General features: G+C 39.4%; 32 protein-coding genes. 28 read left to right on the top strand and 4 right to left on the bottom strand.

The window, feature by feature from the left end:
- Positions 1–65 precede the first annotated feature (65 nt).
- Positions 66–536 (bottom strand): DUF4306 domain-containing protein, encoded by a 471-nt coding sequence (locus K9B36_RS09530; protein WP_223701814.1) that lies wholly within the window; start codon positions 534–536, stop codon positions 66–68.
- A 293-nt stretch (positions 537–829) separates the two neighbouring features.
- On the opposite strand from K9B36_RS09530, the gene K9B36_RS09525 reads away from it, so the two are divergent.
- From K9B36_RS09525 to K9B36_RS09480, 10 genes are all read left to right on the top strand, one after another.
- Positions 830–1,357: an RNA polymerase sigma factor gene (locus K9B36_RS09525; protein ID WP_223701813.1), complete on the top strand. Its 528-nt coding sequence runs from the start codon at positions 830–832 to the stop codon at positions 1,355–1,357.
- Entirely contained in the window at positions 1,344–2,102 is a 759-nt protein-coding gene (locus K9B36_RS09520; RefSeq protein WP_223701812.1) for a hypothetical protein, read from the top strand. The genes K9B36_RS09525 and K9B36_RS09520 overlap by 14 nt, the downstream gene beginning before the upstream one ends.
- 124 nt (positions 2,103–2,226) lie before the next feature.
- Positions 2,227–2,715, top strand: coding sequence for a GNAT family N-acetyltransferase (locus K9B36_RS09515; protein ID WP_223701811.1), 489 nt, complete (start codon positions 2,227–2,229; stop codon positions 2,713–2,715).
- A 90-nt stretch (positions 2,716–2,805) separates the two neighbouring features.
- Positions 2,806–3,585, top strand: coding sequence for a class I SAM-dependent DNA methyltransferase (locus K9B36_RS09510; protein ID WP_223701810.1), 780 nt, complete (start codon positions 2,806–2,808; stop codon positions 3,583–3,585).
- A gap of 14 nt (positions 3,586–3,599) precedes the next feature.
- Positions 3,600–4,163 (top strand): GNAT family N-acetyltransferase, encoded by a 564-nt coding sequence (locus K9B36_RS09505; RefSeq protein ID WP_223701809.1) that lies wholly within the window; start codon positions 3,600–3,602, stop codon positions 4,161–4,163.
- Between the two features lie 107 nt (positions 4,164–4,270).
- Positions 4,271–4,810, top strand: a complete 540-nt coding sequence (locus tag K9B36_RS09500) for a hypothetical protein (protein WP_223701808.1) — start codon at positions 4,271–4,273, stop codon at positions 4,808–4,810.
- A gap of 60 nt (positions 4,811–4,870) precedes the next feature.
- A complete protein-coding gene (locus tag K9B36_RS09495) occupies positions 4,871–5,140 on the top strand; it encodes a hypothetical protein (RefSeq protein WP_223701807.1) in 270 nt (89 codons plus the stop codon).
- A 187-nt stretch (positions 5,141–5,327) separates the two neighbouring features.
- Positions 5,328–6,008 (top strand): HAD family hydrolase, encoded by a 681-nt coding sequence (locus K9B36_RS09490; protein WP_223701806.1) that lies wholly within the window; start codon positions 5,328–5,330, stop codon positions 6,006–6,008.
- A gap of 261 nt (positions 6,009–6,269) precedes the next feature.
- Positions 6,270–6,803 carry an RNA polymerase sigma factor gene (locus tag K9B36_RS09485; RefSeq protein ID WP_223701805.1) on the top strand — a complete coding sequence of 178 codons (534 nt, stop codon included), beginning with the start codon at positions 6,270–6,272 and terminating at the stop codon, positions 6,801–6,803.
- A complete protein-coding gene (locus K9B36_RS09480; protein WP_223701804.1) occupies positions 6,793–7,416 on the top strand; it encodes a hypothetical protein in 624 nt (207 codons plus the stop codon). Before K9B36_RS09485 ends, K9B36_RS09480 begins: the two co-directional genes overlap by 11 nt.
- Positions 7,417–7,519: 103 nt before the next feature.
- Here K9B36_RS09480 and K9B36_RS09475 read toward each other — a convergent pair whose 3' ends face one another.
- A complete protein-coding gene (locus tag K9B36_RS09475) occupies positions 7,520–8,254 on the bottom strand; it encodes a hypothetical protein (protein WP_223701803.1) in 735 nt (244 codons plus the stop codon).
- 143 nt (positions 8,255–8,397) lie between these two features.
- On the opposite strand from K9B36_RS09475, the gene K9B36_RS09470 reads away from it, so the two are divergent.
- Complete coding sequence (locus K9B36_RS09470) at positions 8,398–10,218, top strand: S9 family peptidase (protein ID WP_223701802.1); 1,821 nt, start codon at positions 8,398–8,400, stop codon at positions 10,216–10,218.
- 120 nt (positions 10,219–10,338) lie between these two features.
- On the opposite strand, the gene K9B36_RS09465 is transcribed toward K9B36_RS09470, so the two are convergent.
- Positions 10,339–11,346: a DUF3231 family protein gene (locus tag K9B36_RS09465; protein ID WP_223701801.1), complete on the bottom strand. Its 1,008-nt coding sequence runs from the start codon at positions 11,344–11,346 to the stop codon at positions 10,339–10,341.
- A 382-nt stretch (positions 11,347–11,728) separates the two neighbouring features.
- On the opposite strand from K9B36_RS09465, the gene K9B36_RS09460 reads away from it, so the two are divergent.
- Entirely contained in the window at positions 11,729–12,292 is a 564-nt protein-coding gene (locus K9B36_RS09460) for a thioredoxin family protein (protein ID WP_223701800.1), read from the top strand.
- A gap of 103 nt (positions 12,293–12,395) precedes the next feature.
- Here the strand turns inward: K9B36_RS09460 and K9B36_RS09455 are convergent, their stop codons facing one another.
- Entirely contained in the window at positions 12,396–14,111 is a 1,716-nt protein-coding gene (locus K9B36_RS09455; RefSeq protein WP_317889869.1) for a methyl-accepting chemotaxis protein, read from the bottom strand.
- A gap of 269 nt (positions 14,112–14,380) precedes the next feature.
- Between K9B36_RS09455 and K9B36_RS09450 the strand changes: the two genes are divergently transcribed.
- The 16 genes from K9B36_RS09450 (at position 14,381) to K9B36_RS09375 (ending at position 26,825) form a co-directional block, all read left to right on the top strand.
- Positions 14,381–15,115 (top strand): methionine ABC transporter ATP-binding protein, encoded by a 735-nt coding sequence (locus K9B36_RS09450; RefSeq protein ID WP_223701799.1) that lies wholly within the window; start codon positions 14,381–14,383, stop codon positions 15,113–15,115.
- Positions 15,116–15,118: 3 nt separating this feature from the next.
- On the top strand, positions 15,119–15,781 hold the full coding sequence (locus K9B36_RS09445) for a methionine ABC transporter permease (protein WP_223701798.1): 663 nt from the start codon (positions 15,119–15,121) through the stop codon (positions 15,779–15,781).
- Positions 15,782–15,835: 54 nt separating this feature from the next.
- A complete protein-coding gene (locus K9B36_RS09440; RefSeq protein WP_223701797.1) occupies positions 15,836–16,675 on the top strand; it encodes a MetQ/NlpA family ABC transporter substrate-binding protein in 840 nt (279 codons plus the stop codon).
- Between the two features lie 255 nt (positions 16,676–16,930).
- Positions 16,931–18,361, top strand: a complete 1,431-nt coding sequence (aspA, locus tag K9B36_RS09435; protein ID WP_223701796.1) for an aspartate ammonia-lyase — start codon at positions 16,931–16,933, stop codon at positions 18,359–18,361.
- Positions 18,362–18,644: 283 nt separating this feature from the next.
- Positions 18,645–19,583: a hypothetical protein gene (locus K9B36_RS09430; protein ID WP_223701795.1), complete on the top strand. Its 939-nt coding sequence runs from the start codon at positions 18,645–18,647 to the stop codon at positions 19,581–19,583.
- Between the two features lie 149 nt (positions 19,584–19,732).
- On the top strand, positions 19,733–20,479 hold the full coding sequence (locus K9B36_RS09425) for a class I SAM-dependent methyltransferase (protein WP_223701794.1): 747 nt from the start codon (positions 19,733–19,735) through the stop codon (positions 20,477–20,479).
- Positions 20,480–20,498: 19 nt separating this feature from the next.
- Entirely contained in the window at positions 20,499–21,482 is a 984-nt protein-coding gene (locus K9B36_RS09420; RefSeq protein WP_223701793.1) for a phosphotransferase, read from the top strand.
- Positions 21,483–21,495: 13 nt separating this feature from the next.
- Positions 21,496–21,822 (top strand): DUF962 domain-containing protein, encoded by a 327-nt coding sequence (locus K9B36_RS09415; RefSeq protein WP_223701792.1) that lies wholly within the window; start codon positions 21,496–21,498, stop codon positions 21,820–21,822.
- A gap of 112 nt (positions 21,823–21,934) precedes the next feature.
- The gene (locus K9B36_RS09410) at positions 21,935–22,141 is read left to right on the top strand and encodes a hypothetical protein (protein WP_223701791.1); all 207 of its coding nucleotides are present in this window, start codon (positions 21,935–21,937) and stop codon (positions 22,139–22,141) included.
- Positions 22,142–22,152: 11 nt separating this feature from the next.
- Positions 22,153–22,668 carry a DinB family protein gene (locus tag K9B36_RS09405; RefSeq protein WP_223701790.1) on the top strand — a complete coding sequence of 172 codons (516 nt, stop codon included), beginning with the start codon at positions 22,153–22,155 and terminating at the stop codon, positions 22,666–22,668.
- Positions 22,669–22,728: 60 nt separating this feature from the next.
- Positions 22,729–23,136 carry a DUF4181 domain-containing protein gene (locus K9B36_RS09400; protein WP_223701789.1) on the top strand — a complete coding sequence of 136 codons (408 nt, stop codon included), beginning with the start codon at positions 22,729–22,731 and terminating at the stop codon, positions 23,134–23,136.
- A 53-nt stretch (positions 23,137–23,189) separates the two neighbouring features.
- On the top strand, positions 23,190–23,690 hold the full coding sequence (locus K9B36_RS09395; RefSeq protein WP_223701788.1) for a GyrI-like domain-containing protein: 501 nt from the start codon (positions 23,190–23,192) through the stop codon (positions 23,688–23,690).
- A gap of 436 nt (positions 23,691–24,126) precedes the next feature.
- A complete protein-coding gene (locus K9B36_RS09390) occupies positions 24,127–24,504 on the top strand; it encodes a GntR family transcriptional regulator (RefSeq protein ID WP_223701787.1) in 378 nt (125 codons plus the stop codon).
- Positions 24,501–25,397, top strand: coding sequence for an ABC transporter ATP-binding protein (locus K9B36_RS09385; protein WP_223701786.1), 897 nt, complete (start codon positions 24,501–24,503; stop codon positions 25,395–25,397). The genes K9B36_RS09390 and K9B36_RS09385 overlap by 4 nt, the downstream gene beginning before the upstream one ends.
- Complete coding sequence (locus K9B36_RS09380) at positions 25,381–26,136, top strand: hypothetical protein (RefSeq protein WP_223701785.1); 756 nt, start codon at positions 25,381–25,383, stop codon at positions 26,134–26,136. Before K9B36_RS09385 ends, K9B36_RS09380 begins: the two co-directional genes overlap by 17 nt.
- Positions 26,133–26,825 carry a hypothetical protein gene (locus K9B36_RS09375; RefSeq protein WP_223701784.1) on the top strand — a complete coding sequence of 231 codons (693 nt, stop codon included), beginning with the start codon at positions 26,133–26,135 and terminating at the stop codon, positions 26,823–26,825. The genes K9B36_RS09380 and K9B36_RS09375 overlap by 4 nt, the downstream gene beginning before the upstream one ends.
- Positions 26,826–26,900 lie beyond the last annotated feature (75 nt).

Genomic DNA, 26,900 nt, shown 5'->3' with positions numbered 1-26,900 from the left:
ATTATAATAGCAGCCTTCCTATTATGCGGGACGGCTGCTTTGTTATAACAATTCCTCAATCTAACCTACCTTTTATTAAAAACAACTCCCCTGTCAAAAGGAACAAAATAATACAAAAGAGAAATGATCACACCTAGAGCCCCACTGGATAAGAATACATAAGACAAAGCTTTAGCCCCTGAGGTAGTAGAAGAGAACATCAGCACACCTAAAATTAACAATAGTGCTGCCATAAAAGCTACATAATTGATAAAGAACCGCTTCCTATTCTTTAAGAAAAAATGACCAGCCACGGCTAATAAATAGATACTGCTCACTGCCATAACAATAGGGAAGGTTGGTTTGAACTTAATAGCATAAACAAAATAATCAAGTCGTGAAATATCACTCCCCTCAAGTACTGGACCAGAAAAAGGAGTCGAATATTCCCATTCAAAAGGCCTATCCACTATCTCGGCCCCCTCATACCAAGTTGCAAAAATAGAAAACAGAAGCAAAAGCATACCAATTCCAAATAGGGTTGCATAACGAGTCACTATATAACCTCCAAACCGTAATTTTCTATATTTATAATATAATAACATGAATAGTAAATTAATTCCTTTTTTCTCTAGTAGTCTCAAACTTTATAAATAGGGCCCTTTTACTATTATCATGGTACGTAATGCCAATCGATAAAAGGACTTCCCTCTCACAGGGGCTGTAAGCGAACAGGCTAGAAATAATAAAAACAATAAATCTTAAAAAAGTGTAACTTTTAGACCACTCATCCGTCTTTATTGCAGTAAAAAATCAAACTAGAAGCTTTTTCCTAAGAGAGGTGAACGTATTGAATGAAGAATGGAACAAACTAAAACTCGAGGAGTGGTACCAGCTTTATAGTGAGGATATTTACCGATTTGTTTTAATGCTGATAGGTGATCATGATCAGGCTAAAGACCTTTGTCATGATACTTTCTTAAAAGCATACTTCAGCTTAAATGATTTTAAGGGAGAAACCAGTGACAGGAACTGGTTATACCGCATAGCAAGAAATGTCACTATAGATTATATGCGGAAGAAAAAGCCGATTAGATATATGGTGGACTCTTTCTCATCTATGGCCGCACATGAACCGTTACCTGAAAGTATCATCCAATTGGGTGAAAGGGAAGAGCATCTCTACCGTTCTCTACAAGCACTTAAGCGATCCTATCGGGAAGTCATTATTCTTAGGAAAATTAAAGAGCTGTCAATAAGAGAAACAGCCGAAGTTCTCAACTGGACAGAAAACAAGGTGAAAATAACACTATTCAGAGGAATGGAAGCATTAAAACAACAAATGATAAAGGAGGGTTACACGCATGAAACATTCTGATAAAAGTGAGTATAATCAGGAGTTCAAGCGCTATGAGTCTATCCAATTGGATGAATCAGAACAAAGAGAAGTGTACGTCAGGCTTACAAGTAGTATCAATAAGCACAAAAGGAATCGTAGATATACTGATATTATCAACCCGATAATCTCTACTGTATTAATAGCTATGTTTCTTCTAGTAGGAGGGTACTTTGTAGCAAATGAGATTCTAAAAGACGAAGTGGAACAGCAGGCAAGCTATCCACCAATTTACTCTGATCTGGAAAAACAATTGAGCAATATTCTGAACAAACAGGTAGTGGTACCCTATCATAAGGACTATCCTGTAAAAATGGTTTGGATTCCATATAAGGGAAATAGAATAGATGGGGAATTCAGTGATAGTAAACCATTGGGAGCTACTATTGTATACAAATCTGACATCGTAAACGACTCAGATAAAAATGAAGAGGAGATAGAAAGACTCATGGAAATGGGAGACATTATTTATGGTTTACCTGTACCAAGTGATCATGCTGCAATAAGAGTCGATATACTGAATGAGAATTCTATTTTCGGTGAGGAAATGAAAATGGGGGATACTAAGGTATACTATGATTTACAGGAAATGGAACATTATGACGTCATCCATTACAGTTTTTCATTAAACCATTTAACATATGTATTCAGCCACAAAGTTACCGGTCCCAATACTCATGCAGAAGCAAAAACATTCGTCACTTCCTTTTTGAAACAGGCGAAATAAAGAGGGCTATAGAAGGACCAGCAAATTACATGCAGGTCCTTTTTATATATTTACATAAAGGCTTTTCCCTACAAATCTAGAATATTGTAAATATAGCATTACATGTGGAAAGGTGGAATCAATAATGAACATTACACTTCATAAAGTAGTCGAAAAAGAAAAGTCAACGCTGCAAAACCTTTACTCCCTGTACCTTCACGATCTTTCCAAGTTCACTCCGAATATTGAATTGGGGTCAGATGGAATCTTTCATTTTGAGGATTTGAGCCTATTTTGGAAAACAGAAGGGCTGTCCCCGTATTTTATCCACTATGATAAAAGTATTGTCGGTTTTTTGCTACTGGTGGAACGTCCGTATTTAAAAAAGGATCATGATTTTGGAATAAATGATATCTTTGTAATCAATAAATACAAAGGAAGAGGGATTGGGAGGGCGGCTTTGAAGGAAATATTCCAGCAGAAGGAAGGTAGCTATTTTGTTTTAGAGCTGGCAGAAAACACTCCCGCCATTGTGTTCTGGAAAAAGGTATACAAGGAAATGGATATTGAATTTGAAGAAAGATCAGTGAGAATGGATGATGATCTTTGCCTTATTCAAACCTTCAGAATATAGAAAACGTAGTCAAGTGTCTCATTTGAAATGGTAGCACGGGAATATATATTAAAATGAGAAGAGATTTGAATGAAAATTAAGGAGCATTTTATGAAAAACATATCAGAGAAAGATAATTTAGAAGAATATGATGATCCATTATTATATGACTTAGAAAATGAAGCATTTAAGGACGATATCCCTTTTTTGATGAAATGGGCAGATAAGACAAAGGGTCCCATTATCGATCTAGCTTGTGGAACAGGAAGGGCGACCATTCCGTTGGCTGCAAAAGGGCACAAGCTTATTGGCATTGATTTGCATCGTGGCATGCTGGAAAAAGCGAAGGAGAAATCCTCAGAGCTTGACTTGCAGATAGACTGGCTGAAGCAGGATTGCACAAGGCTGGATATTGGTGTGAAGAGCCGGATGATTTTCATGGTTGGAAACTCTTTTCAGCACTTCCTTACCAAGGAAGCGCAAGACAGTCTTTTGTCATCAATCTACAGGCACCTGGATACAGGCGGAGTTTTCATTTTTGGGACCAGGTTTCCAGGCAGGGAGGAGTTGCTGCAGCCGGAGGAAGAGGAATTTTGGAAAACCTATCAGGATCCTCACACTTTCCAAAATGTAGACGTATACACCATCAGCAGGTATGATTCGTTGAGCCAAGTGCAGCATTATACCACCATCCGAAAGCTTAAAAATACGGAGAGGGAAACAGTAGAAGAAAAGCGAACCAATATCAGCCTTCGCTATGTGTATCCGAAAGAAATGGAACGAACCTTACTATCTAATGGTTTGCAAATTTTGCATACTTATAAGGATTGGAAAGAAACCCCTTTAACTCAGGACAGCTACCAAATGATTTATGTTTGTAAAAAATTGTGAATGGAGAGGGAAAGTTGGATACCTTACAACCTTTATACATAGAGACAGACCGGCTGATTATCCGCCCTTTTCAACCAGATGACTATCATAACTGGTATAACGGATTTGAAAATCGGTTGCCGTCTCAATACAAATATGATGACGGCAGACCATCCAATCTTGCTTCTTCTACAGAAGAATGGTTCATCAACTGGATACAAGGCTTTGAAAAATCGGCAGAAAAGGATGAAATGTACAATTTAGGAATATTTCGAAAAAGGGATGGAGCAAATGTAGGAAAAGTCGAGCTAATTACGATCTTACGGATGGATTACCAATGGGCGATGATGGGCTATTCCATCCATAATCAATACTGGAAAAACGGCTATGGAACAGAAGGCGTCCAAGCTGCAACCGAAGCACTTTACTCTATTCTAGGTTTTCATAGAATTGAGCTCCACATCAAACCTGATAACCATCCATCGTTAAAATTGGCAGAGAAAGCTGGATTTATTTTTGAATGCGAGAGAAAAGCCTTTTCGTTGGAGAATGAAGGATGGAGCGATTTTCTAATTTACTATAAAAATCGCGATTATTAGAATGTGCATTTAATAATAGAGAAACTAGATGCTCTATTGTAAAAAAATTCAATAAAATGAAACCTTTTCTTGTTACTGACGTAAAAGTAAAAAGGGAGGAATGATAAATGAAAAACTATGAAAAGAAGCATTATTTTGTTGTTATGGCTATAGCAACCGTCGTGTTATCACCAATTATTATTGGACTCATGCCTACTATTATTCAAGGCATCTTATATGATGACAGAACGGTCTGGCTAGTTAAGACTCCATTAAGGGTCTATACTTATTTTTCTATCGCATGTGTGATTTTTTTTCTCGGATCACTCGCCGCATATTTCTTTTATAGCAAAAAAATATGGATTGCCCTGGGAGGCTTTGTACTGGCATTTGTATTTATAGTGATAGGTTCATTGAATTACATGATTATTGGTGAGGATGGAATAGCTTGGCATGACTATCCGGTTAATGAAGAGAAAAGCTATGGATGGCAGGAAGTGGAGAAAGTACTCCTTGTCATCGATGACGAAACAGACGAACACTCATATGAACTATATTTTAAAGACAGTGAAATGTTGGCTCTAGACAGAAAAGGAATGGAAAACTTGAACTCCCAACTGCTTCAATTGAGAAAGATTTATGGATTTACCTATACCAGACAAGAGTAGTCCAGCATTTCAGCTGTTCTTTTAGCGGAGCAAAAATGTTAAAAAGTTTGGAGGCGAATTATGAAGTATTTATATCGTTACGGATTTCTTATATTTACTATAGTCCTTACCATGGTAGGATTTTTTCAGCTAATAGATAGTGTAGAAAATGGTAGTGATGCTGCAAATGAATATCTACGATCACTTGGTGGAAGTATGGACTCCGATAGTTTCCAAATTATAGCGGAGGGGTATATTCTTTCTAATCTCACATTAGGTGGAATCTTGCTTTTTGTAGGACTTACATTTTTTTGTGTTTCTGCTTATAGACTTAGTAAAAAATTTAACTAAAGCAGATAAGAAAAATCCAGTTTCTATTGTGTAGAAGTGGTGCTTGTCTAGAATTGCAGCAGGCATTCATCCAAGCAGGATTGGTGCCTATTTTTGTAGAAGAATAGCTAAGGCTTGTTCTACATGAAAACCATGGAAGGTAATATCAAATAACGCTCTTAAACTTGATTCAAATGTGGAGGATAACATGATTTTCTTTGATATAGACGGCACCCTGCTGGATTACGATAACGCAGAACGAGAAGGGATTCTCGATTTCTTTCGAATTCACCATTCTATTTTCCCTTTTACTGAACAACAATCGATTGAAATATGGAAGCACCTTTCTAACCATTATTTTGAAAAATTCCTATCAAAGGAACTATCATTTCAAGAGCAAAAAAGGGCACGAATGATGGAGCTTTTTAAAAAGGTGGAAATTAAACTGACAAATCAAGAGGCTGATGACAAGTTCGAAATCTACTTATCTCTATATAAGAAGAATTGGAAACCATACCCCGACGTGAAGGAGGCTTTAGACGAATTAAAGCAACTAGGCTACCCACTGGGTGTTATTAGTAATGGGGATTATCAACAACAAGTGGAAAAGTTGAAATCGATGGGATTGGAAAAGTACTTCACTTGTGTTATTACTTCAAGTGAAGCAGGGGCAGCGAAACCAGACAAAGCTATTTTTTTGGAAGCCTGCTCTCGTGCTAATACCTCTATAGAAAGGTCCTTTTATGTAGGGGACCTGTTGGATACAGATGCCTTAGGAAGCCAGATGGCTGGAATGACAGGGATTTGGTTGAATCGGGTAGATCAGCAACGGCATACGGAAGTTATTTCGATAAGGTCTCTTAGGGAGTTAACTAAAGTTATATCTTAGAGAGAATTTTTGGGTTCACTTAAAGCAACCTGTCATGCTATATTTTTACATATCTATAAGCAGTTAAAGGTGTTAGAAAGCTAGAATCATTCCTTAATATAAGAGAGGGAGTGCAAAAAAATATCAATAGTGCCAGCAAGTTGCATTAAACCCGAACCGGTATCTATAAATGGTTCGGGTTTTATTTTTTAAAGTTTCTGTAACAAAAAAGCAGTTCAATCGACTATTAGATAAGAAAGAAAAGCAAGAGGGGGGAAGGACTTGGAGGAAAATAGAGAAACCTTTATAAGAGACGTTTATCAGCCATATAATCAAGATGTTTACCAGTTTTGTCTGTATTTCACCAATAATATAGAAGAAGCAAAGGATCTCACACAAGAAACGTTTATAAAAGCATTACATAGTATAGGTAGCTTTCAAGGGAAATCAAGCATTAGGACATGGATTATTTCGATCGCAAGAAACACAACTATCGATTATCATCGTAAAAAGAAATTTCAGCGGCTTTTACCAACTTTGTGGGCCCGAGAGCAGGTTCGGAATGATAGGACTCCAGCAGATTATGCGGATACCAACGCTGACTGGGAAGTGCTTCAAAATGCTTTAAGTTGTCTTAAAAAGGATTATCGTCAAGTAGTTATTCTAAGAGCATTAAAGGATTTTTCTGTAAGGGAAACAGCAGAAATACTAGGATGGACCGAATCAAAAGTGAGAGTGACATATCACCGAGCACTAAAAAAAATGAAGGATTCCATTGGTCATGATACGGAAGGAGTAATGTTCTATGAAAAATAATATAGAATGGCTTGAACCTTTGAAAAAAAGACCGGATCTGTTGATGGATGAGAAGACGAGTGAGAATATTCAGAAGGAGTTACGAAAGGACCGACAGAGAAAGCACCGATATTTCGTCTCGGTTCCAACGATACTGGTATCTGTAGCTGTTTTAGTGCTTGTTCTTTTCGTATTACCCAGCTTCCTTCCGAGTGAAGAAGGGACACAAATATCGGCTGAAATTAGAGATGCATTAGTAGCCTTCGAAGAGATAGCAGAACCTATTCATCATCTGACGACGTTGCCGTTTGAGCCAAAGCATATTGTTTCTGATTCTGGGATAACACCAGGTTTTGGTTATAAGTATGTAGATGTGAGGTACTTTGGTGAAACCGAAGAAAAATTACTTTCTTTTCAAGTATACTTTGAATCTCCGGATGGTCTTAACAGAGAGTTGGATGAAGGAACAGACTCCTTTGAAACAAGAATGGGGATAGAAGTAACATACAAGAATAATGGAGAGGAAATTTACTGGCAAGACGATAATAAAAGTTTCTTAATTATAAACAGAAGCGGCGCCTTAACCGAACAAGAAATAGAGGGAATTGTTAATTCTATGAGGATATATGAATAAAGAGTATTGTATTAAGCAAAATAGAAGCGGCGGGAATGTTCCGACGCTTCTAATTGTATTGAAGTAGATATTATATGAAAATTATAAGATACAGTTTCCTCTACTACAAGAGCAATAGAAAAGCATACCCAATCAATCCAATAAAAAAAGCAATAAAACTACTTTCTCTTTCCTCGGGTAATTCTTCTTTCAGTACGTTTAAAATAATCCCGCCAGCTATAAAGGCCACTAATAGCGATATTACGAGTTCATTTACTACCGTAGCAGCTCCGATTCCCCAACCTAATAAAATCGAACCGCTAAGTAACCATCTTCCATATCTATCATATGTACTCTTATGATTTTGCCTTAAGGCGTGATCATTAATAATAAAATGCACTGCCAGCGCGAGGAAAAAGAAAAACAGGTCCCAAAAATTTTCGTAGTGCTCTCTTATTAATAAATACCCAATCACAGCGTTATAGACGAAAAAGGATAAAATATGAATCCAAAAAACATCAGAAGCGGGCATATCACTAGTGGAATTATCATTATTGTTCTTTGAATCTTTCACCATCTTCTCCATACCGTAGAAAAATGCCAGACCAAGTAGCGCAACTAAGTAGGCATGGTGTTCGAGAAAAGATAATTCAAAGTGCGAGACAGACTCCTCTATCACAGGATCATGATGATTTAATTCAGGAAGCAGGTGTACAAAAACATAAGCAACTGCAATGCCCCCTGACAAAGAGAGAAAACGACTACGAGGCACGCCTTCTAGAAACATCATATACTTCGTACTAAAGTGAATCACCACAAATCCAAGAGCGAAAATAAAACTTAAGAAGAAGAACGACATGTTATGGCCTCCTTTGTTACTATATATCCGATTAGGTTAGGACTAAACTTTCGATTGATTTTTATAAAATATCACAATATTTAGAAGTTATTTAACTACTTCTGTAGAATATATAAGGATGAAGCTGAATGGAGGGTATTTAAATGTCTGCTATAAACAAAAAGGTAAAGCAATATAGAATTGAGGAGTTATTAAATTCAGAGACAATTAACTATAATTCTATTTCTTATGATGGCAAGAATGTATTATATTCCAGCGATAAAAGTGGCGTATTTAATGCCTATGCAGTCCCGACATCGGGTGGAAACCCGGTAATGCTAACGGATTCAACGAACGATGCGGTTCATGCCATTTCTTATTTTCCCCATGATCATCGTTTTCTTTTTATGCAGGATAAGGGTGGAAATGAAATCTTGCATATTTTTGTCAGAGAAGAGGATGGTTCTGCGAAGGAGCTGACGACCGGGGAAAAGGAACGTGCCGAATTCTATGGATGGGCCGACGATGGGAAAAGCTTTTTCTATGGTTCAAATAAACGGGATCCTAAATTCTTGGATGTTTGTGAAATGAACATAGAAACCTATCAATCTACTACCCTTTATGAAAACAAAGATGGCTTTACCTTTGGAGCGATTTCCAAAGATAAGAACCACCTTGCTTTTCAGAAGGTTTCCAATGCCAACAATTCCAATATGTATGTGTACAACCGGGTTGCAGATGACATGAAGCTTCTTAGTGAACACGAGGGAGATGTAAAATACAGTCCAAAGACTTTTGATAGATCTTCCACTTATTTATATTTCCTGACAGATGAAAGTTCCGAGTTTCTGGAGCTGAAAAAGATCGAACTTACGACAGGGGAAATCGAACTTGTGGCGAGTGAGCCCTGGGATATTGAGCGTGCTTTTTTCTCTAAAAACAACCGCTACCTTGTTTATTCCATTAACAATGATTCCAAAACAGAAGTGAAGGTAGTGGAGGTTCAAAACGGGGAGGCGCTTGCTATGGAAGGCCTGCCGGAAGGGCAAATAACCGAAGTGGCAGTTTCCGGGGATGAGAGGCTGATTAGTCTTTCCATTAATAGTTCAACAGCACCGAAAAATATATTCATCTATGAAGCGGACTCAAAGAACGTGACCAAATTAACCGATACGCTTCATCCGGATGTGCAGGAGAGTGACCTTGTCAAAGCGGAAATTGTTCGATTTCCATCCTTTGATAAGCTGGAGATCCCAGCAATTCTGTATCGGCCGCATCAAGCCTCTGAAGAAAAGCCCCCAGCACTTGTATGGGTGCATGGCGGTCCCGGCGGGCAGTCAACCGTCGACTATAATCCACTGATTCAATTTTTGGTCAACCACGGCTATGCCATTTTAGCGGTGAATAACCGGGGAAGCTCCGGATATGGGAAAACCTTTTTCAAAGCAGCAGATCTAAAGCATGGAGAGGTAGATTTGGCAGATTGCGTGGAAGGGAAAAACTATCTGAAAACCTTGGATTGGATTAATCCTGATAAGATCGGCATTATGGGAGGAAGCTACGGAGGTTACATGGTACTTGCCGCTTTAGCCTTCCGTTCAGAAGAATTTAAAGCAGGAGTCGATATTTTCGGGGTAACTAATTGGGAGCGGACACTTAAGAGCATTCCATCATGGTGGGAATCGATGAGAGATGCCCTCTACCAAAAGCTAGGCAACCCTTACGAAGATGTTGAATATATCCGAAGCATCTCTCCCCTGTTTCATGCGAGTCGAATCAACAAGCCTGTTATCGTTCTCCAAGGGGCAAACGACCCACGAGTGCTGCAGGTCGAATCAGATGATATCGTGGAAGAGCTTCGAAAAAACAAGGTTCCAGTGGAATACATTGTTTTCCCTGATGAGGGTCATGGCTTTTCCAAAAAAGAGAACCGTATTACTGGGTACCAGGCTATCCTGGAGTTTGTGGACAAGTATTTAAGATAAAGAGCAAGATAGTATAGTAGGTCTGTTTCCTCAGGATAACCTTTGGAACAGCCCTACTTTTTTGGGGTACATTAGATGGATCCTCAAGCAAAAGGCGAATAGTTCATTCTATTTCACAATCTAACTCTTCAAACTCTTATTCTTTAATGCCTCGCGATCTGTTGCAGTAGGTGGCTGTTCTAGCCATCCGTTGTTAATCATGATTTTGGCTCCATCTTCACCATATTTTAAGGCTTCCATCAACAATCTTGAATAATGTAAACCTATATCGCGCCTAGGACTTGTTCCAAGGCTAGTTCCATAATGACTTGTGCTTGCGGCAGTCAAGGCAGCGGAATGGAACATGATTAACTTATCAGAAAAGGTAAAATCCGTGGATTCAGTAGCAACTGTGTTCCAAACCATCGGAGCTGGTAAACCTGATTGGCTTAGTATAGAACCAAATATCTCAACATGTTTTGAAGCTATTTGAACTCCTTTTGATAAAAATTCTTTTACCTCCTTGGACCGAGCAACCTGCTGAAATCCAGTTAATAAAGAACGCCCTAGCTCGTTACGCTCAATGTTAAAAGATAAGTTCATAATCTCAACTGAAGTTAAAGGTCTTCTTGATCCAAACCAGCCTGTAAGAAAACTTTGTTTCGTAACAAAATCTACCTTGGTTGGTATATTGATTTGTGCTGGTCTCATAAAAAGCCCTTTTTCTAATAAAACATCAGCAGTTTTGTCATAAAGTTGGGAAGAACTTTGAATGGCTTGGAGAAAGAAGTTACGTACATCTTTGCGAGCAGAGGTCCCAAGAGCTAAGCTGTATCCACTTCCTCCAATAAAGGCCATGTTTTTAAGGTAATAAAGATAAAATTCATCAGTAAACAATCTTGAAGCCTCTTTATTAACATCCTGTTTATGAAAACCCACAGGTAACGGAAACTTTTCTTTTTCAAATAGATCGATTAAAAAAAGGAGACCATCTTGAGAGGTCTTCAGAGCAAACTGTAATAAACCTTTGGTATCATTATCATCTACATTTTTTAAAAAATATTGGAGCACACAGTTTGCCATACTATCGTTAATATAGGTCCCCCAAAGATGAGCGATTTCTGACGTGGATAGCTTTACATCCCTCATAATTTCCCCTCCAAATTTCAGTCATTTTTTATTATTAACATAGATTGGAAATTTATTATTTTTTTGGTTTAAATATATTAGGTATTATAAGTAAAGTTGAGAAATGCGCTGATAGCATGGATGTAGCGCGGAGAAAAGATTGTCATCATCGCCATCCATCAAGCAGATGAAATCAAGAAGATTGCAGATTATCTGGCGTTTATAAGTAAAAGAGAAATTAGAATTCCTTGTCGTGAACCATGGGAAATGGTCCTTCTCGCTCCTTTCTTACTGGTGACGAGGAAACCGTTTTTTGGGAGGAAATCTTCCCGAGGCATTTAACTGGCAGTCATAATCCTATTTCTGATAGTTTAGAATTACTAATGAATGTGAGGTGCTGGAAATGAATTTAAATGAGTGGTTTGCAAAAGGACTAACATATGAAGAGTACAAAAAAGGGATGACAGTTAACAAAGAAGAAATGGAATCTATTTTTGCTGGTTTTTCCTTAGATAAGGAAGAAGCCTCCGTGCTCGAAAAGCTGATCGGTCGGAAGCTTAAAGTAATTGTACTAACGGAGGACTGGTGCGGTGATGCACTTTTAAATCTTCCCATCCTTATGAAAATTGCTGAATCTTCCCAGATGGATGTTCGTTTTATCCTTCGCGACCAGAATCTAGAGCTAATGGATCAGTACTTAACAAATGGTACAGCCCGTTCTATTCCAATATTTATTTTTATCAATCAGGAAGGAGAAGAACTGGCTGTCTGGGGACCAAGAGCAGCTGCGGTCCAGGAGTTGGTGGATCAGATTAAATCCTCCCTGCCACCTGCGGATGCACCTGACTTCAAAGAAAAACAATCTGCAGTTTTTAAACAACTGAAGGAATCCTACGTAAATGATCCTGCTTTATGGAACATAGTTTCAGGTAGCATTGTAGGGAAGTTGAAAGAGAAAGTAGTATAAAGAGGGTTCTCCTTAAAAATCAAAACGGTTCATCTGGCTCCAAAATGGAGGCGGATGAACCGTTTTCAACATTTGGATTGGAGTGAAGATAGCTTCCAATAATTTATCGCAAGTTAAACCTAGAGGTAATAGCCGAGAGAGATTGTGATAATTCATTCAGCTGTTTTCCAATATGATGATTTCCTTCTAGCAGCTCATTTTGATTTTCACTAGCAGCAAACATTTCATCAGAGCTAGCAGAGGTTTCCTGGGACAAGGATAAAAGTCCGTCAGCTGAATGTTCAAGTTCAGGTAAAATATATTCTAATTCTTTTAGTTTTCCTTGCATGTCCTTCATATTTTCATTTACGCCCCCAATTTCCTTCATCAGCTCATCAAAAGTGAGCTTTGATGAATTCGCCAGGTTTAAGTTAGTTTTCATTTTTATTAACATTTCGTCAAACTCTTCGGTTGCATTTACTGTTACTTCTTCCATGTGAATGATGGACTGTGTGATTTCCTCTGCTGCATGTGAGGACTGGTCAGCAAGCTTTCTGATTTCCTTAGCCACTACAGTAAAACCTTTTCCAGCATCTCCAGCTCTTGCTGCTTCAATGGTGGCATTCAATGCTAAAAGTTTTGTCTGCCCGGACACGCCTTGAATAAGTCCGACGAGATTAGAGATAGAGGATGCATAGTTCTTTACATGTTTGATTGTGCTATTAAATTTGTCAAAATCTTTTTCAAAGGTGTGAATGGAACTGATTAATTCCTTCATCGTATATTCACCACCCTTAGCCGATTTGTTCATTGTTTTAGAACTGTTTAGTACAACGTTCATGTTATCCATTGCCTCTTCAATTTTATTCTTCATATCCCTGAAACTGTTCACACTGTCCTCTGAACTGCTTGCAGTTTGTTCTGCACCATGCTTTACCATATGAATAGCCGCGACAAGCTGCTGACTTGAAGCAAGGGCATCTTCCGATGAGGATTGAAGGTTTCCACCGGTTCTCGAAAGCTCTACCGTTGTACTTTTAAGTTCCTGCAGCATACTTCTCATTTGATCAATCATAGCATTGTAACTCTTATGTAATGAAAGAATCTCCGGTACTGATGTATTTATATCAGCGGCTCGTTCCAGTTTTCCTTCCCTAACCTGCTTCATTGTTTCCCTAAGCAAGGATAAGGGTCTAGTTAATGTTCTGACGAATACAATCATTAACAGCGTTAAGATAATAAGACTAATAACAATCACGACTAGGGTAAAATGAGCCATTTCAGTCACTGGGCCCATATAGGTTTCTGTTGGGATGATGATTGCATAGGTACCATCAATTTCCGTCATTGGTCTAAAAGTAATTGTATAGTCCTTTCCATCTAATTTTTTATGTAAAAGACCGCTGTCGCTACCATTCATCTGGGAAATGAGTGATTCTGATAATTCGGGTAGCTTACCCTTACTTACTTCAAAAGGGATGACTTGCTCGTCAGTTAAGTAGAAAAATTCAGAAAGAATTCCGTCTTTCTCCAGCTTGTCCTGTTGATTCCTAATATTAATCTGAAGCTGCTGCATGAAATAGTCATCTTGACTGATATAGAGAAATTTAAGATTTTCCGCAAGATGCCCCATAAGTTCAGCTTCTCTGACTATTCGATTTTTTATCGTCTCCATTGTCATTTCTTTTGCCTTCAAATAGGAAGTGATCCCCACCGATAGTGTGGATCCAATTAACAACGAAACAACGAGAATAAATAAACGTGTGCCCAAGTTCATTTTTTGAAAAGCCTGTTGATACCTCATTTTCAACTTTGTTTGTATTTTATCTGTGTTTTTCAAGGTGAACCCCCCGTAATATCCTAAAATGCTGACAGGGTAAATTATACCTGTGGAATATTAATCCATTGTAAAGGTTGTGTAAGTTTTTGGGAGCGGGGGGCGGTAAACCACCTTAAGCCTTGGGGAAGTGGTGGGAAGATTCTGGAGTTTTTTACTACAAAAATCAGATTTAATAGAGAGAAGAACGGTTAACCTGACATCTTTAGTGGATTAGGCTATAATGGTATGCGTCAGATAGTTACCTTTCACATAAGAATGGGGTTTTTTGTGTGCTTACGTTACATGCTGTTACGAAAAGCTTTTCCCAGTTTCAGGCCATTAAATCGGTGTCCCTGACTATACATAATGGCGAGATTCACGGAATTATTGGAGCCAGTGGAGCGGGGAAATCCACCTTGCTGCGGCTGATGAACTTGCTAGAAACCCCTGATAAAGGGGAAGTCGAGATGAATGGGCAAAACTTGACGACGATGAATAGCCGGAAGCTTCGGGAAGCAAGGAAATCGATAGGAATGATTTTTCAGCATTTTAATCTAGTGGCCAATAAAACGGTGTATGAGAATGTTGTCGTGTCGTTGGATTTGGCGAATTTTCCAAAGGGGAAACGCCGGGAACGTGTGTTGGAGTGCCTTCGTTTTGTAGGGTTAGAGAGTTTTGTGAAAAAGTACCCTGCACAGTTGAGCGGAGGGCAGAAACAGCGGGTAGCAATTGCCAGAGCATTGGCGAATAAGCCTCAGGTATTGCTATGCGATGAACCAACTTCATCTCTAGATCCAAACACTACATCCGATATATTGGGCGTTTTAGAAGAGATCAATAAAAGCCTGGGAGTAACGATTGTCATTGTTAGCCATGAGATGGACGTGATTAAGAGCATCTGCAATCGCGTGACGGTGATGGCAGACGGTGAGATATATGATACGGTGGTCACGAAGCCAAAAGGAATTCAGGCAAGAGATGACAGTCCGAATTACTTTATAGAACAGCTCACAAAGGATGTGTAATAGATGCTTGAAGTTTTAGTTCAATACGAAGCTGAAATTTGGCGGTCTATTGGGGAAACCTTTGTGATGGTCGGCTTTTCAATCATAGCTGCCGTTCTCTTGGGATTGCCTGTTGGAACGCTGCTTTTTCTTTGTAGAAAGGGCAATATGCTGGAGAACCAGTTGGCGTTCTCAACATTAAATTTGTTGGTGAACATTATTCGTTCGTTTCCATTTTTATTATTAGTGGTTTTTTTAATTCCATTTACACGACTCGTCGTTGGGACAGCTATTGGAACAGCGGCGGCGACCGTTCCGTTAGCGATTATCGCGATTGCACATTACTCAAGGTTGGTCGAGCAGTCTTTGCTGGACGTACCAAGAGGTGTAATTGAAGCGGCCATTTCCATGGGGGCTTCTGTGAAGGAAGTTATCTTTAAATTTATTTATGTTGAGGCTCGATCGGGGCTTGTCCTCGGTTTGACAACATCAATTATTAGCTTCATCTCTTATTCAACAATCATGGGGGTCGTTGGTGGCGGTGGTATTGGTGATTTTGCCATCCGGTACGGGTACCAGCAGTTCAAAACGGACTTGATGATGTACATGATTATTATTATGATTATTTTTGTGCAACTGATTCAATTTACCGGGACTACTGTGGCGAGGATTATTGATAAGCGGTAACAAACAATGCAAAATTAGCAGCCTAAAAAGAAAAACAACAGGAGGAAAACACATATGAAGAAATTACTTTTACTTATGACTGCACTAATAATCGTTTTAGCAGGTTGCGGTCAGACAAACGAAGAAAATAATCAGGAAAATGCTTCAGAACCAAATACTCAAGAGCAGGAAGAAGTAACCTTGAAGGTTGCTTCATTAATTCCACCAATGACGGAAATTCTCGAACTTGTAAAACCAAAGCTAGCTGAAGATAACATCACACTTGAAATAGTTGTTTTAGGAGATAATGTTCAGCCAAATACAGCTCTTGCGGCAGAGGAAGTGGATGCGAACTTCTTTCAGCATGTTCCTTATATGGAGGAATTCAACAGAAACAATGATGCCAACCTAGTTCCAGTTACACCAATCTATTTTGCAAACTATGGTGTGTATTCAAAAGAATTCGCATCAATGGAAGAGCTGCCTGAAGGTTCTGTAATTGCTATTGCCAATGATGTTTCTAATATTGATCGTTCCCTTTCTTTGCTTGCTCAGCACGATGTCATTACGCTGAAAGAAAAAGAAGATGTCTACTACACGCAAGCGGATATTATTGAAAATCCCAAAAACTATAAATTTGAAGAAGTTGACCTATTGATGTTGGCGAGAATGTACGATGACGCTGATGCAGTAGTGATGACACCGGCATATGCGGCGCCACTTGGATTAACTCCAAAAAGTGACGGCCTCCTAACAGAAGGTGATGAAAACGACTTTGCAATCACACTTGTGGCACGCGAAGATAATGTGGATTCCGAGCCGATACAAAAGCTTGCCGAAGTGATGACAAGCGAAGAAGTACGAGAGTTTTTAGAAGAAAACTATGATGAAACAGCAATTCCCGCGTTTGATTAATATGATAAAAAGGTTCCTTCTCTATTTTAAGAGGAGGAACCTTTTATTGTTGTGCTCCAAATAATTGGAAGACAATAAGGACCGGAACAGGTACATGAAAAGTAAGTTTCATAAAAAGTGATGTACAAAAGAAAGTCCAATTATTTTTCATTTTAGGTTAGTGAAGCTATAGAGGACATGCTATTATAAAATGGATACTTGATAATGAAAGAGACATCCTATAACAGAGATATTTTCTAAAGGAGATACAACTAAATGTCAGTCACAGTGAACAACACTCGTATTGAAAGAGACTTTCTTGGCTCAAAGGAAGTACCTGAACATGCTTATTATGGAATTCAGACGCTACGTGCGGTAGAAAATTTTCCAATCACAGGCTACAAGATCCATCCGGAATTGATTAAGGCAATGGCCATGGTGAAAAAGGCTGCTGCCAAGGCAAATGTGGAGGTCAGTAGACTTTATTCAGGCATTGGGGAAGCCATTATGAAAGCGGCAGATGAAATGATTGATGGACAATGGCATGACTACGTTCTCGTCGACCCGATCCAGGGAGGCGCGGGAACATCCTTCAATATGAACATTAATGAAATTCTGGCAAACCGCGCGCTTGAGCTAATGGGAAAAGAAAAGGGGGCGTATGTTCACTGCAGTCCGAACAGCCATGTTAATATGTCCCAGTCGACAAATGACGCTTTTCCTGCTGCCATGCATATTGCTGTTCTTAATTTGCTTGAAAAATTAATTCCGACGATGGAACGGATGCATGAGGCATTCGTTGAAAAAGCGAAGGAATTCAGTCATATTATAAAAATGGGGCGCACCCATCTTCAGGATGCTGTTCCAATCAGGCTCGGCCAGGAATTTGAAGCATATAGCCGCGTTATTGCAAGAGACATCAAACGTATTAAACAGTCTAGGGAACATCTCTATGAATTGAACATGGGTGCAACGGCTGTAGGAACAGGGCTGAATGCATTTCCGAAGTATATCGAGCTTGTTGTTCCACATCTTGCAGAAATCAGCGGCCTGCCGTTCAAGGGCGCAGAACATCTTGTGGATGCGACACAAAACACCGATGCGTACACGGAAGTTTCCAGCAACCTGAAAATTTGCATGATTAATATGTCAAAAATAGCAAATGACCTGCGTTTGATGGCTTCAGGACCAAGGGCTGGCCTGGGTGAGATTTCACTTCCAGCAAGACAGCCGGGTTCCTCCATCATGCCTGGAAAAGTTAATCCAGTTATGCCAGAACTCATTAACCAGGTGTCCTTCCAGGTGATAGGAAATGACCACACAATCTCTCTTGCATCTGAAGCCGGGCAACTTGAGTTGAATGTCATGGAGCCGGTGCTGATCTTCAATCTCCTTCAATCAATCAGCATTATGAATAATACGTTTGACACCTTCACAGAAAACTGTGTGAAAGGTATCGGCGCAAATGAGGAAAGAATGAAGAATTATGTGGAAAAAAGTGTTGGACTCATTACAGCGGTCAACCCGCATATCGGTTATGAAGTAGCATCAAGGATTGCTAGGGAAGCAATTCTAAACGGAGAACCAATCAGGGAGCTATGCCTGAGATATGATGTACTGACAGAAGAAGAACTTGACTTGATTTTAGATCCTTATGAAATGACGAACCCTGGTATTGCAGGCGCAGCATTGTTTGATAGAGAATAGATAGAAGAAGGGTGGAGCGGATTTAGCTCCGCTTTTTTTGTGTGAAAATGCACCTGAAAGAGCGAAACAGGTACATGAAATCCAAGGTAACCGCAAAATGATGTACCAGAAAATCAAAAACAGGTACATGAAAGCCAAGGTTGGAGCAAAATGATGTAACAGAAAACCAGAAGCAGATACATGAAGATACCAACTTGAGATGCCACCACAAGTCTTATAATAAATGAAACATTTTCCCACTCCTTGTCGTATACATACTAAATAGAAATGAGGGGGAATCGAATTGATAAAAGAGATAAACGAAGGCTTGATTTTATTAAAAGCCGAAAAGCGGAAAAAGCAGAAGTGGGAAAACCAGTGGAAAGACTATGATAGCGAATTGGCGGAACTGGAAAGAAAGATCTATAACCTGGAGAATATACTCTCATCCGAGCAGAAGGATGTTGATAGATTAGAAGGGTTCAGTGTTACCAAATTCTTCTTGACGTTGCGAGGGGCGGTAGATGAAAGGCTGGATAAAGAAAAAAGGGAAGTGGCTGCCGTTCAATTGAAGCTTGAGGAAGCAAGGGTTTCAAAATTGGAAATTCTAGATAGCATGAATGAGCTTCATAAAAAGATTCAGGAGCTTGGAAATGTGGAAAGTGACTATCAGAAGCTTTTCTCTGCAAAGGAAAAATATATTAAAGAAAGCGGGTCCACTTCCAGTCAGCAGCTAGATGAACTTATGGAGAAGGAAGGGGATTTAAAATCGCATATTATGGAAGTGGAAGAAGCAGTAACTGCGGGAGATCGTGTTAATCAAGCACTATTATCTGCTGTTACATCACTAGAGAAGGCAGAAGGCTGGGGAACTTTTGATATGTTCGGCGGCGGAATGCTCTCTACCATGGTCAAGCACGATCATATGGATGAAGCGACAAAATATGCCCACGAAGCCCAATCTTATATGAGAAGCTTTCAGAAAGAGCTTTTAGATGTAAATGAAGAGGCAGACCTTAAGGTTGATATGTCGGGTCTTTTGAGGTTTACCGACTTGTTCTTTGATGGTCTGATTGTCGATTGGATGGTCCAGGGAAGAATTCAAGATTCTCTGGATAAGACCAGACAGCAGCAGTATCAGATCCATGACATTCTCTCGAAACTAAAGGGTCAGGCCGGTGAGAAAAGAAAAGAGCTTGCAGAAGTTGTTACGGAACGGAAAAATTTAATAGAGAGTATTTGAGTTTTATAAAAAGGAAGGCACCTTTTAAGTGCCTTCCTTTTCTCGCATTCTTTAAAGGGGAAACTATAATAAAAGTCTCTACATTCTAGCAGGAGAAACACTTAAAATAGAGAATACTTGTTCTTATAACAGTTTAGTGGAGGGTAGTAATGAACACAGAATCTCTTAAAATCAATAAACAGAGCTGGGAAGAGGTTGCCCCGCGGTTTTATGGCAGAAATCCGCTGCCTGAATATGGACCGATGGCACCGCGGGAGGATGAAATAAAGCTGTTTGGTGATGTAGCCGATAAGAAAGTCTTGGACATAGGGTGTGGCAGCGGCCATTCGCTGCAATATATGCAAAAGCAAAAAGCAGCCGAGCTATGGGGGCTCGATCTCTCAGAAAAACAGATCGAATCAGCAAGGAATCTACTAAAAGGCAGTCCTGCCAAAGTGAACTTGTTTCAGTCACCAATGGAAGAAAATCCAGGACTTCCGAAGAACTACTTTGATATCGTCTATTCAATTTATGCCCTGGGCTGGACAACAAGTCTAGAAAACACGTTAGCTAATGTGAATAGTTACCTTAAAAGGGGAGGCATATTCCTTTTCAGCTGGGAACATCCTCTCTACAGCCGCATCAAGATAAGCGAAGACAATCTGATATTCACTAAGTCTTATCATGAAGAAGGCACATACGATCATGAAGCATGGACACAGCCTGCATTTATGCAGCAGTTCAAACTAAGTACATATCTTAACACCTTAATAAAGTCCGGATTTCAAATAGAAAAAGTAATAGAGGACGTTCGTCTGTCTGAAGAAGATATTGAAAGACACGAAAATAGATGGTATTCCTATGAAAAGGCTAAGGCAGTTCCAACAACTTTAATCATTAAATGCAGGAAAATATAGAGCGGACTGAGGGAACGGAATGTTAAAAACGAAGGACACCATGCTGGATGATATTTTGAAAACTTGTTATCAGGTCTACGGAATGGAAGTGCAGGAAGCGCTCCCTATCCACCGTGGATATTTGAACCTGAAGTGGAAGGTAAGGACCGCTTCAGGTAATTTCCTGATAAAGCAATTTAATAAAAAAAGATTCCAGAAATACAGTGATGAAGAGCTTTTCTTTGCTTTCACCCAGCAGCAAAGATTGAAGGAACAGGGCTTTCCTTGCCCAGGATTATATCCTTTGGGAGGCCATTACCTTTTGAACTCGGAAAAAAATGACCGCTTTATGGTAATGGAGTTTTGTAATGGGAGGCTACTTTCACCTGGAACGGTAAAACCTTGTCAGATGTATGAATTAGGAAAAGCCGCGGGAAGGATGCACAGTCTTTTAAATGATGGAACAAACAGCAAGAAAAGTTCTCCTGAATTCAACCCGCCAAGTGTGAAGGATAGGCTAAACCATTGGAAGAATGTCGAGAAAAAAATCCGTGAAACCAACAAGCTATCCTTAGCGACGATTATAGAAACGCAAATCGACCTTACGGTAAATGTCAGTCTTGATGATTATAATCTGAGGGAAACAGGCTGGGCCCACAGAGATTTATTTTTGGACAATATTTTATTCACAGATAATGGATTATCAGCCATTTTGGATTTTGACCGATTGAAATATGACCACCCCCAGCTTGATGTGGCGCGAGCAGTGATATCAGGCGCCCTCTGTGAAAACACCTTTGACATTTCTCTTGCTTCTGCATTTATGGAAGGCTATAGAGTGGAGCGGCCTGTGGAAAGAGAGTTCCTATCCAAGGCACTTATGTTTCTCTGGTATATGGAAAGTACCTGGTGGATAGAGGTGGATATGGACGAACACAAGGGGCCGCCCATTCGTTTCACGGAAGAAATGGTGTGGCTGTCGGAGCACTATGGAGAGCTGAAAGAAATGCTAGGTGGATTATAAAAGGAGGGAAACGATGAAAAGTCGGCTAAAAAGAGATCTAATTCTTTACCAGAAAGCGCACCAGAATAAAGGAAATCAAGTACTTCATTATTTTGCATTCCTATTTGCATTTATTGCCTGGATTTTTCTTTTTATTAATATCAAGGTAACAATAGTTCTAGCACTCTTGCACTATCTTTTTTCCTGGATTGGGCATTTCTATTTTGAAAATAACAAGCCAGCTTCTTTCAAATATCCGCTAGTGGGATTTTACGCCGGATTCACATGGTTTTTTATGCGAAGTGTGGAGCTGATTACAAGAAGAAAAGTGCTTCCTCATGTCACTGAAATGGATACATAGAATTTTAAAACTGGTGTTAATCAGTTTTCTTTTGCTAGTAAGAAGATATGCTGCCTAACGTTGATTGTTGGGTCCTTTGCGGATGGTATCAAGCGTAGGAAGGAATGTTATAATGGGAATATTTTTTGAAAATGCAAGTAAACAGAGCAAGAGGCAACAGAAGCTGTCAACGGGGATTTTACTTGTTGTTGCATTGCAAGGAGTTAATAGCCTATTTCTGTCTTATAAATGGCTGGACACTTTAGTGATTGTTACATTGTTTTTACTAATCATTTTTTTAATAATAGAAGTTAACAAAAGTAGAGAAAAAGAAGGTTAGGGGGAATTGGAATGCTACAATTACCAACTCAAGAGGAATATCCATCCTATTTTAGAGAGTATGTAGAATCTGTACCGGAAGGAAGTCTGCTGGGAATTTTAGAAAAGCAGTTGGAGGAGACAGTGTCTTTGCTTTCAGGGCTCACGGAAGAAAAGGCAAATTTTGCTTATGTACCCGGAAAATGGACCCTGAAAGAAGTGATTGGCCATGTAACGGACACGGAAAGGATTATGAGCTACAGATTGCTTCGCATAGCAAGAGGCGACCTCACACCGCTTCCGGGATTTGATGAAGACCGTTATGTGGAAGGGGCGGCCTTTACTTCCCGTTCCATAATGGATCTGACACAGGAGTTTAAGGCTGTCAGGCAATCTACCATTGCTTTGATATCGGGTTTGGAGGCGGAGACTTGGACAAGATTTGGGGTTGCGAGTGAGCAGAACGTCAGTGCAAGGGCCATTGCCTACATCATTGCCGGACATGAACGCCATCATGTAAAAATCATAAAGGATAGATATCTTTTATAGATTAGAACAAACGAAATACTTGGCTGTTCCTTTAAATGTTGCATAAGAAGGAGGTATGTTATGTTCTGGTTTAAGCTTGCGATGCTTTTTTTAATTATTTTTATTCTCGTATCCCTTGTTCAATTCACTGTAAGGAAGCTCTTTCAGATTGAAAAGAGAAAGAGCAGCTTTACTTATAATCATGTGAACAAGAAGCATAAAAAACTGGATTGGGCCGTAAGGTTAATATTTATGTTTATATTAATCTATAGCTTCTACCTTTACTTGAATGATGACCTCTCGATTAATTTTTATTTTCTGGCTCTCATTTTTTATATGGTATTCTCAGAATTGATCCGAGCGTATTTCGAATGGAAACATTCCCCCTCTCCTAAGCAGGCCATCCTGACATTGAGTGAGGCGATTCTTCTATTAGCTATAACGGGCGTGTTTGTAGGGTTTGACTTGTTGAGTGTGATTTTTGGCTGAAATATTTCTAAATAATAGAAATGGTTCAATATGATGAGAAAGGAAGAATAACGATGGAGAAACTGAATTATGAAATCATCACAAAGCCTGCATACAGGGCTATTGGAATGAAGTGGGAGGGTCCATACTCGGAAATCAAGGAATTAAAAGAAGTCATAAATACGATGAGTACCAGAGCAGGTGAATTGGAACATGCGGTGGAGCCGGAAGTTCAATTAGGCATGTCCTATCACCTTCGTCCGGATGGGTTCATTCATTATTCTGTATTTGAAGTGGAGTTGAAACAGGAGATACCGGATGAAATGGAAGAAATAATTGTTCCAGAAATGCAATATTTGAAGGTCCAACACGAAAAAGGTAAGGATTTTGGCCATACCTATTCGAAAATCTATCAGTGGTTTAAGGAAAGCGACTATATACCGTATACAGAGCAAAATGTCGAATACTATGACGATTTGCCGATCAAGCATGAAAGATATCCGATCGACCGTGACTTAAATGATCCTCATTTTGAAATCCTGATTCCTGTAATTAAGCATCATCTAGGACAATAATTAAATAGTTGCAGTTTAAAGCCACGGCCTACATCTCTAATTTGAAACTCCAGAAAGCAAGAAAGCAAAAGTAATAGTAAAGCAATCCAGATGATAAGATAGCAAGAAGCTCAGAGTATAGATTTACTCTGAGCTTTCAAGTTATAACAGATTGGCATTTCCTTAAAAAAAGGTCCCTCTATATGCTTTTCCGCGTTCAATTTAATTTCATAGATTTTCCCGCCATCGCTACCATTCACAAGCAAACCGTCCTTTACCAATAGCTTCTTAACCCCATTGTACCATTTATACCCATTTACCTTAACATGAAAATTGTCTAAAGAACGTGCCTAAATGAACCGTTTCAAAATACAGCAAAAGCGCCTATTGCATTAAAATGGTAATTATTATATACTACATTACAACAGTAATGTACTATGTCACAGGAGGTGTGAAGTTGATTCTAAATGCTGATGGGTCAAAACCTATTTATATACAGATAGCCCAATGGATCGAAACAGAGATTTTAAATGGAAACTTGGAACAGGATCAGAAGGTATTTTCCCAATATCAATTGGCGGAAATGTTTAACATCAATCCGGCAACTGCAGCAAAAGGACTAACCATGCTGGTAGAAGAAAAAATGCTATACAAGAAAAGGGGACTCGGGATGTTTGTGACTCAGCATGCAAAGGAAATCATTTTGTCGAAACGCAAAAACCACACATTAAAACGGCTCGTTCAGGAACTAGTACTTGAAGCGGACCGGTTGGATGTAGGGGAAGAGGAACTAGTGGAAATGATACGAAAGATCAGCAGGGGGGAGAATGGATGAAGGTAATCGAGTGCAGTGACTTAAAGAAGGTTTATGGTCATTCACCTATTTTGAACGGTATGAACTTCAATATAGAAGAGAATAAAATTATCGGTCTTATTGGCAGAAATGGTGCAGGGAAAACAACATTGCTGAAGATTTTGTCCGGCTTTCTTACCGAAACAGCAGGTGAACTGAAAGTGTTTGGCGAGCGTCCGTTTAATAGTCTTAACGTGTCTGCCAATACAATATTTGTAGATGATTTTATGAGTTTCCCCACCTCACTCAATCTGGGAGAAATCTTGGAAACTGCGGGGAGGTTTTATCATCTTTGGGACGGTGAGCTTTCGAAAAGGCTTTTTGAATATTTTTCATTTACCCCCAAACAGCAGCACCACACGCTTTCAAAAGGGAAGAAAAGTACCTTCAACATGATTGTTGGGCTTGCCTCACGCTGTCCGCTAACGATATTTGATGAACCAACAACAGGGATGGATGCAGCTGTCCGCAAGGATTTTTACCGTGCCTTGCTGAAGGACTATCTGGCACATCCGCGAACCATCATTATATCAAGTCACCACCTTGAAGAAATTCAGGATCTCCTAGAGGAAGTACTACTTATAGACAACGGACGGACGCAGCTTCACCTTCCTATGGAGGAGTTAAAAGAATATGCCATTAGTGTTACCGGAAAAGCTAGTCTAGTAGAAGAATGGAACATGGATAAAGAAGTTCTTTTTACAAAAAGAATAGGAGCCGATAGTTTATATGCTGCTATCAGAAATAATTTCTCCGAGGAAAGTTTTCGCAAAGCACGGGACCTCGGTCTGGAAATAGGGAAGGTATCGGCAAGTGATGTTTGCATCCATCTAACGAGCAAAATGAAGGGGGGAATAGATGATGTCTTTAACTAAAGTAACCTTGCTGGATATAGTAAAAAAGCAGTATGTATATAAATTAAAGGCTTTATCAGGGGTATATATTTCACTAGTCGCACTGCAGGCTTTTGCAATTCTATTCTCCTTCATGGCTAGCAGCATGTTCGGCTCAAGCACAGATGGGATTTCGCTCACTGTTAACTATTATTCTGTTGATATAGTGCTCGTATTCACGATGCTTTGGGCATTTATCATCTCCATCACACTCACCACAATGGCCTACCGAAATGACGACTTTACCTTTGTGACCAACCGCTTAAGCAGCGATCTGTCCAATTTCGCTTTTCTTGTCACCGTAAGTGCACTGGGGATGGCAACTGCGCTCTTGTCAGGTTATCTGCAAAAAGTGGTGCTATATTTTCTAGCAGACGCCAAAACCTTTTATTTTACAAGTTTACTAAACACTCCAAGCTTAATCTTGAAAGGAGTATTGGCTACTTTTCTATACATCTTACTGTTCGCTTCTTTAGGTTATTTGGTCGGAATGCTGATACAGCTTCATAGTGGTTTAAGAATAATCCTGCCAGTCTTGTTTCTTGGATGGCTGTTCTTTGGAGGTATGCTAGGAGAAGTCGGGATTATATCTCAAATAGGATCATTCTATTTTATGGAGTCCACCTTTTGGGTGTTTCTAATAAAAGTCCTGTTTTCCATCTCTCTTCTGAAAGCTTGCTCTATACTTATCACTCGCCGGTTGGAGGTTAGACATTTATGAGTAGCATGTTTTTAGTTTTTCTTATACTGCTAGTTATGCTTGTATTTATACCAAGGTTAAGTAAGAAGAGATTATGGACTGCTTCAAGCAATATGAACATAAAATTTATGATAGGTTATATAGGTGTCTTGCTATTGTCAGCAAGCGTCTTCTATCTGCTTCCTGAAAAGCAAGTCATGGAAAGTGTAATGCTAAAGAATGAAACAGTTAGTAGCGATAATCTTTACGTGGATTTGATACATGATCGAACCGTGGACGGAAAGTATATTAAAAAGAAATCAAGTACACCTTACGAGAAAAGCAAACTACATCTGAAGATTGAACAACCAAATGATCATTTCCAAGGTACACTCATTATCGTGAAAAGAGATCCAAACCTAACAGACAGGGTAGAAGCAACCACCTATGTTGGTAAATCATTCGCAGGAGAGATTGACATATCTGATAAGGTGCCGTATTCCTCCTTTCTTATTAAAGAGGATACATTAACCATCATCAAACCTCCGGAAACAGAAATTCAATTTGATGTGTTCAAAAGCGAGTTCAGCTTTTCTCAATTTACCGCTGAAGGTTGGATGCACACAATGAACAGCAGCTCGTTTGGCACCGTTATCCTCTACCTGGAAGTACCAGTGGATTTGGAGGTAACCACCGATGATGATCTCTATATTGAAGAAATTGGGACATAGGGGCTGGTACCTCGTCCCACTAAATACTTACAATGTATAGCCCGATTATATTTTTAGTAGTTTACAGATTGGGAG

The sequence above is a fragment of the Sutcliffiella deserti genome (assembly GCF_020037475.1).
GTDB lineage: Bacteria > Bacillota > Bacilli > Bacillales > Bacillaceae_I > Sutcliffiella_A > Sutcliffiella_A deserti.
The sequence above is the reverse complement of the archived record's forward strand: the minus strand, read 5'-3'. Positions and strand labels throughout refer to the sequence as shown.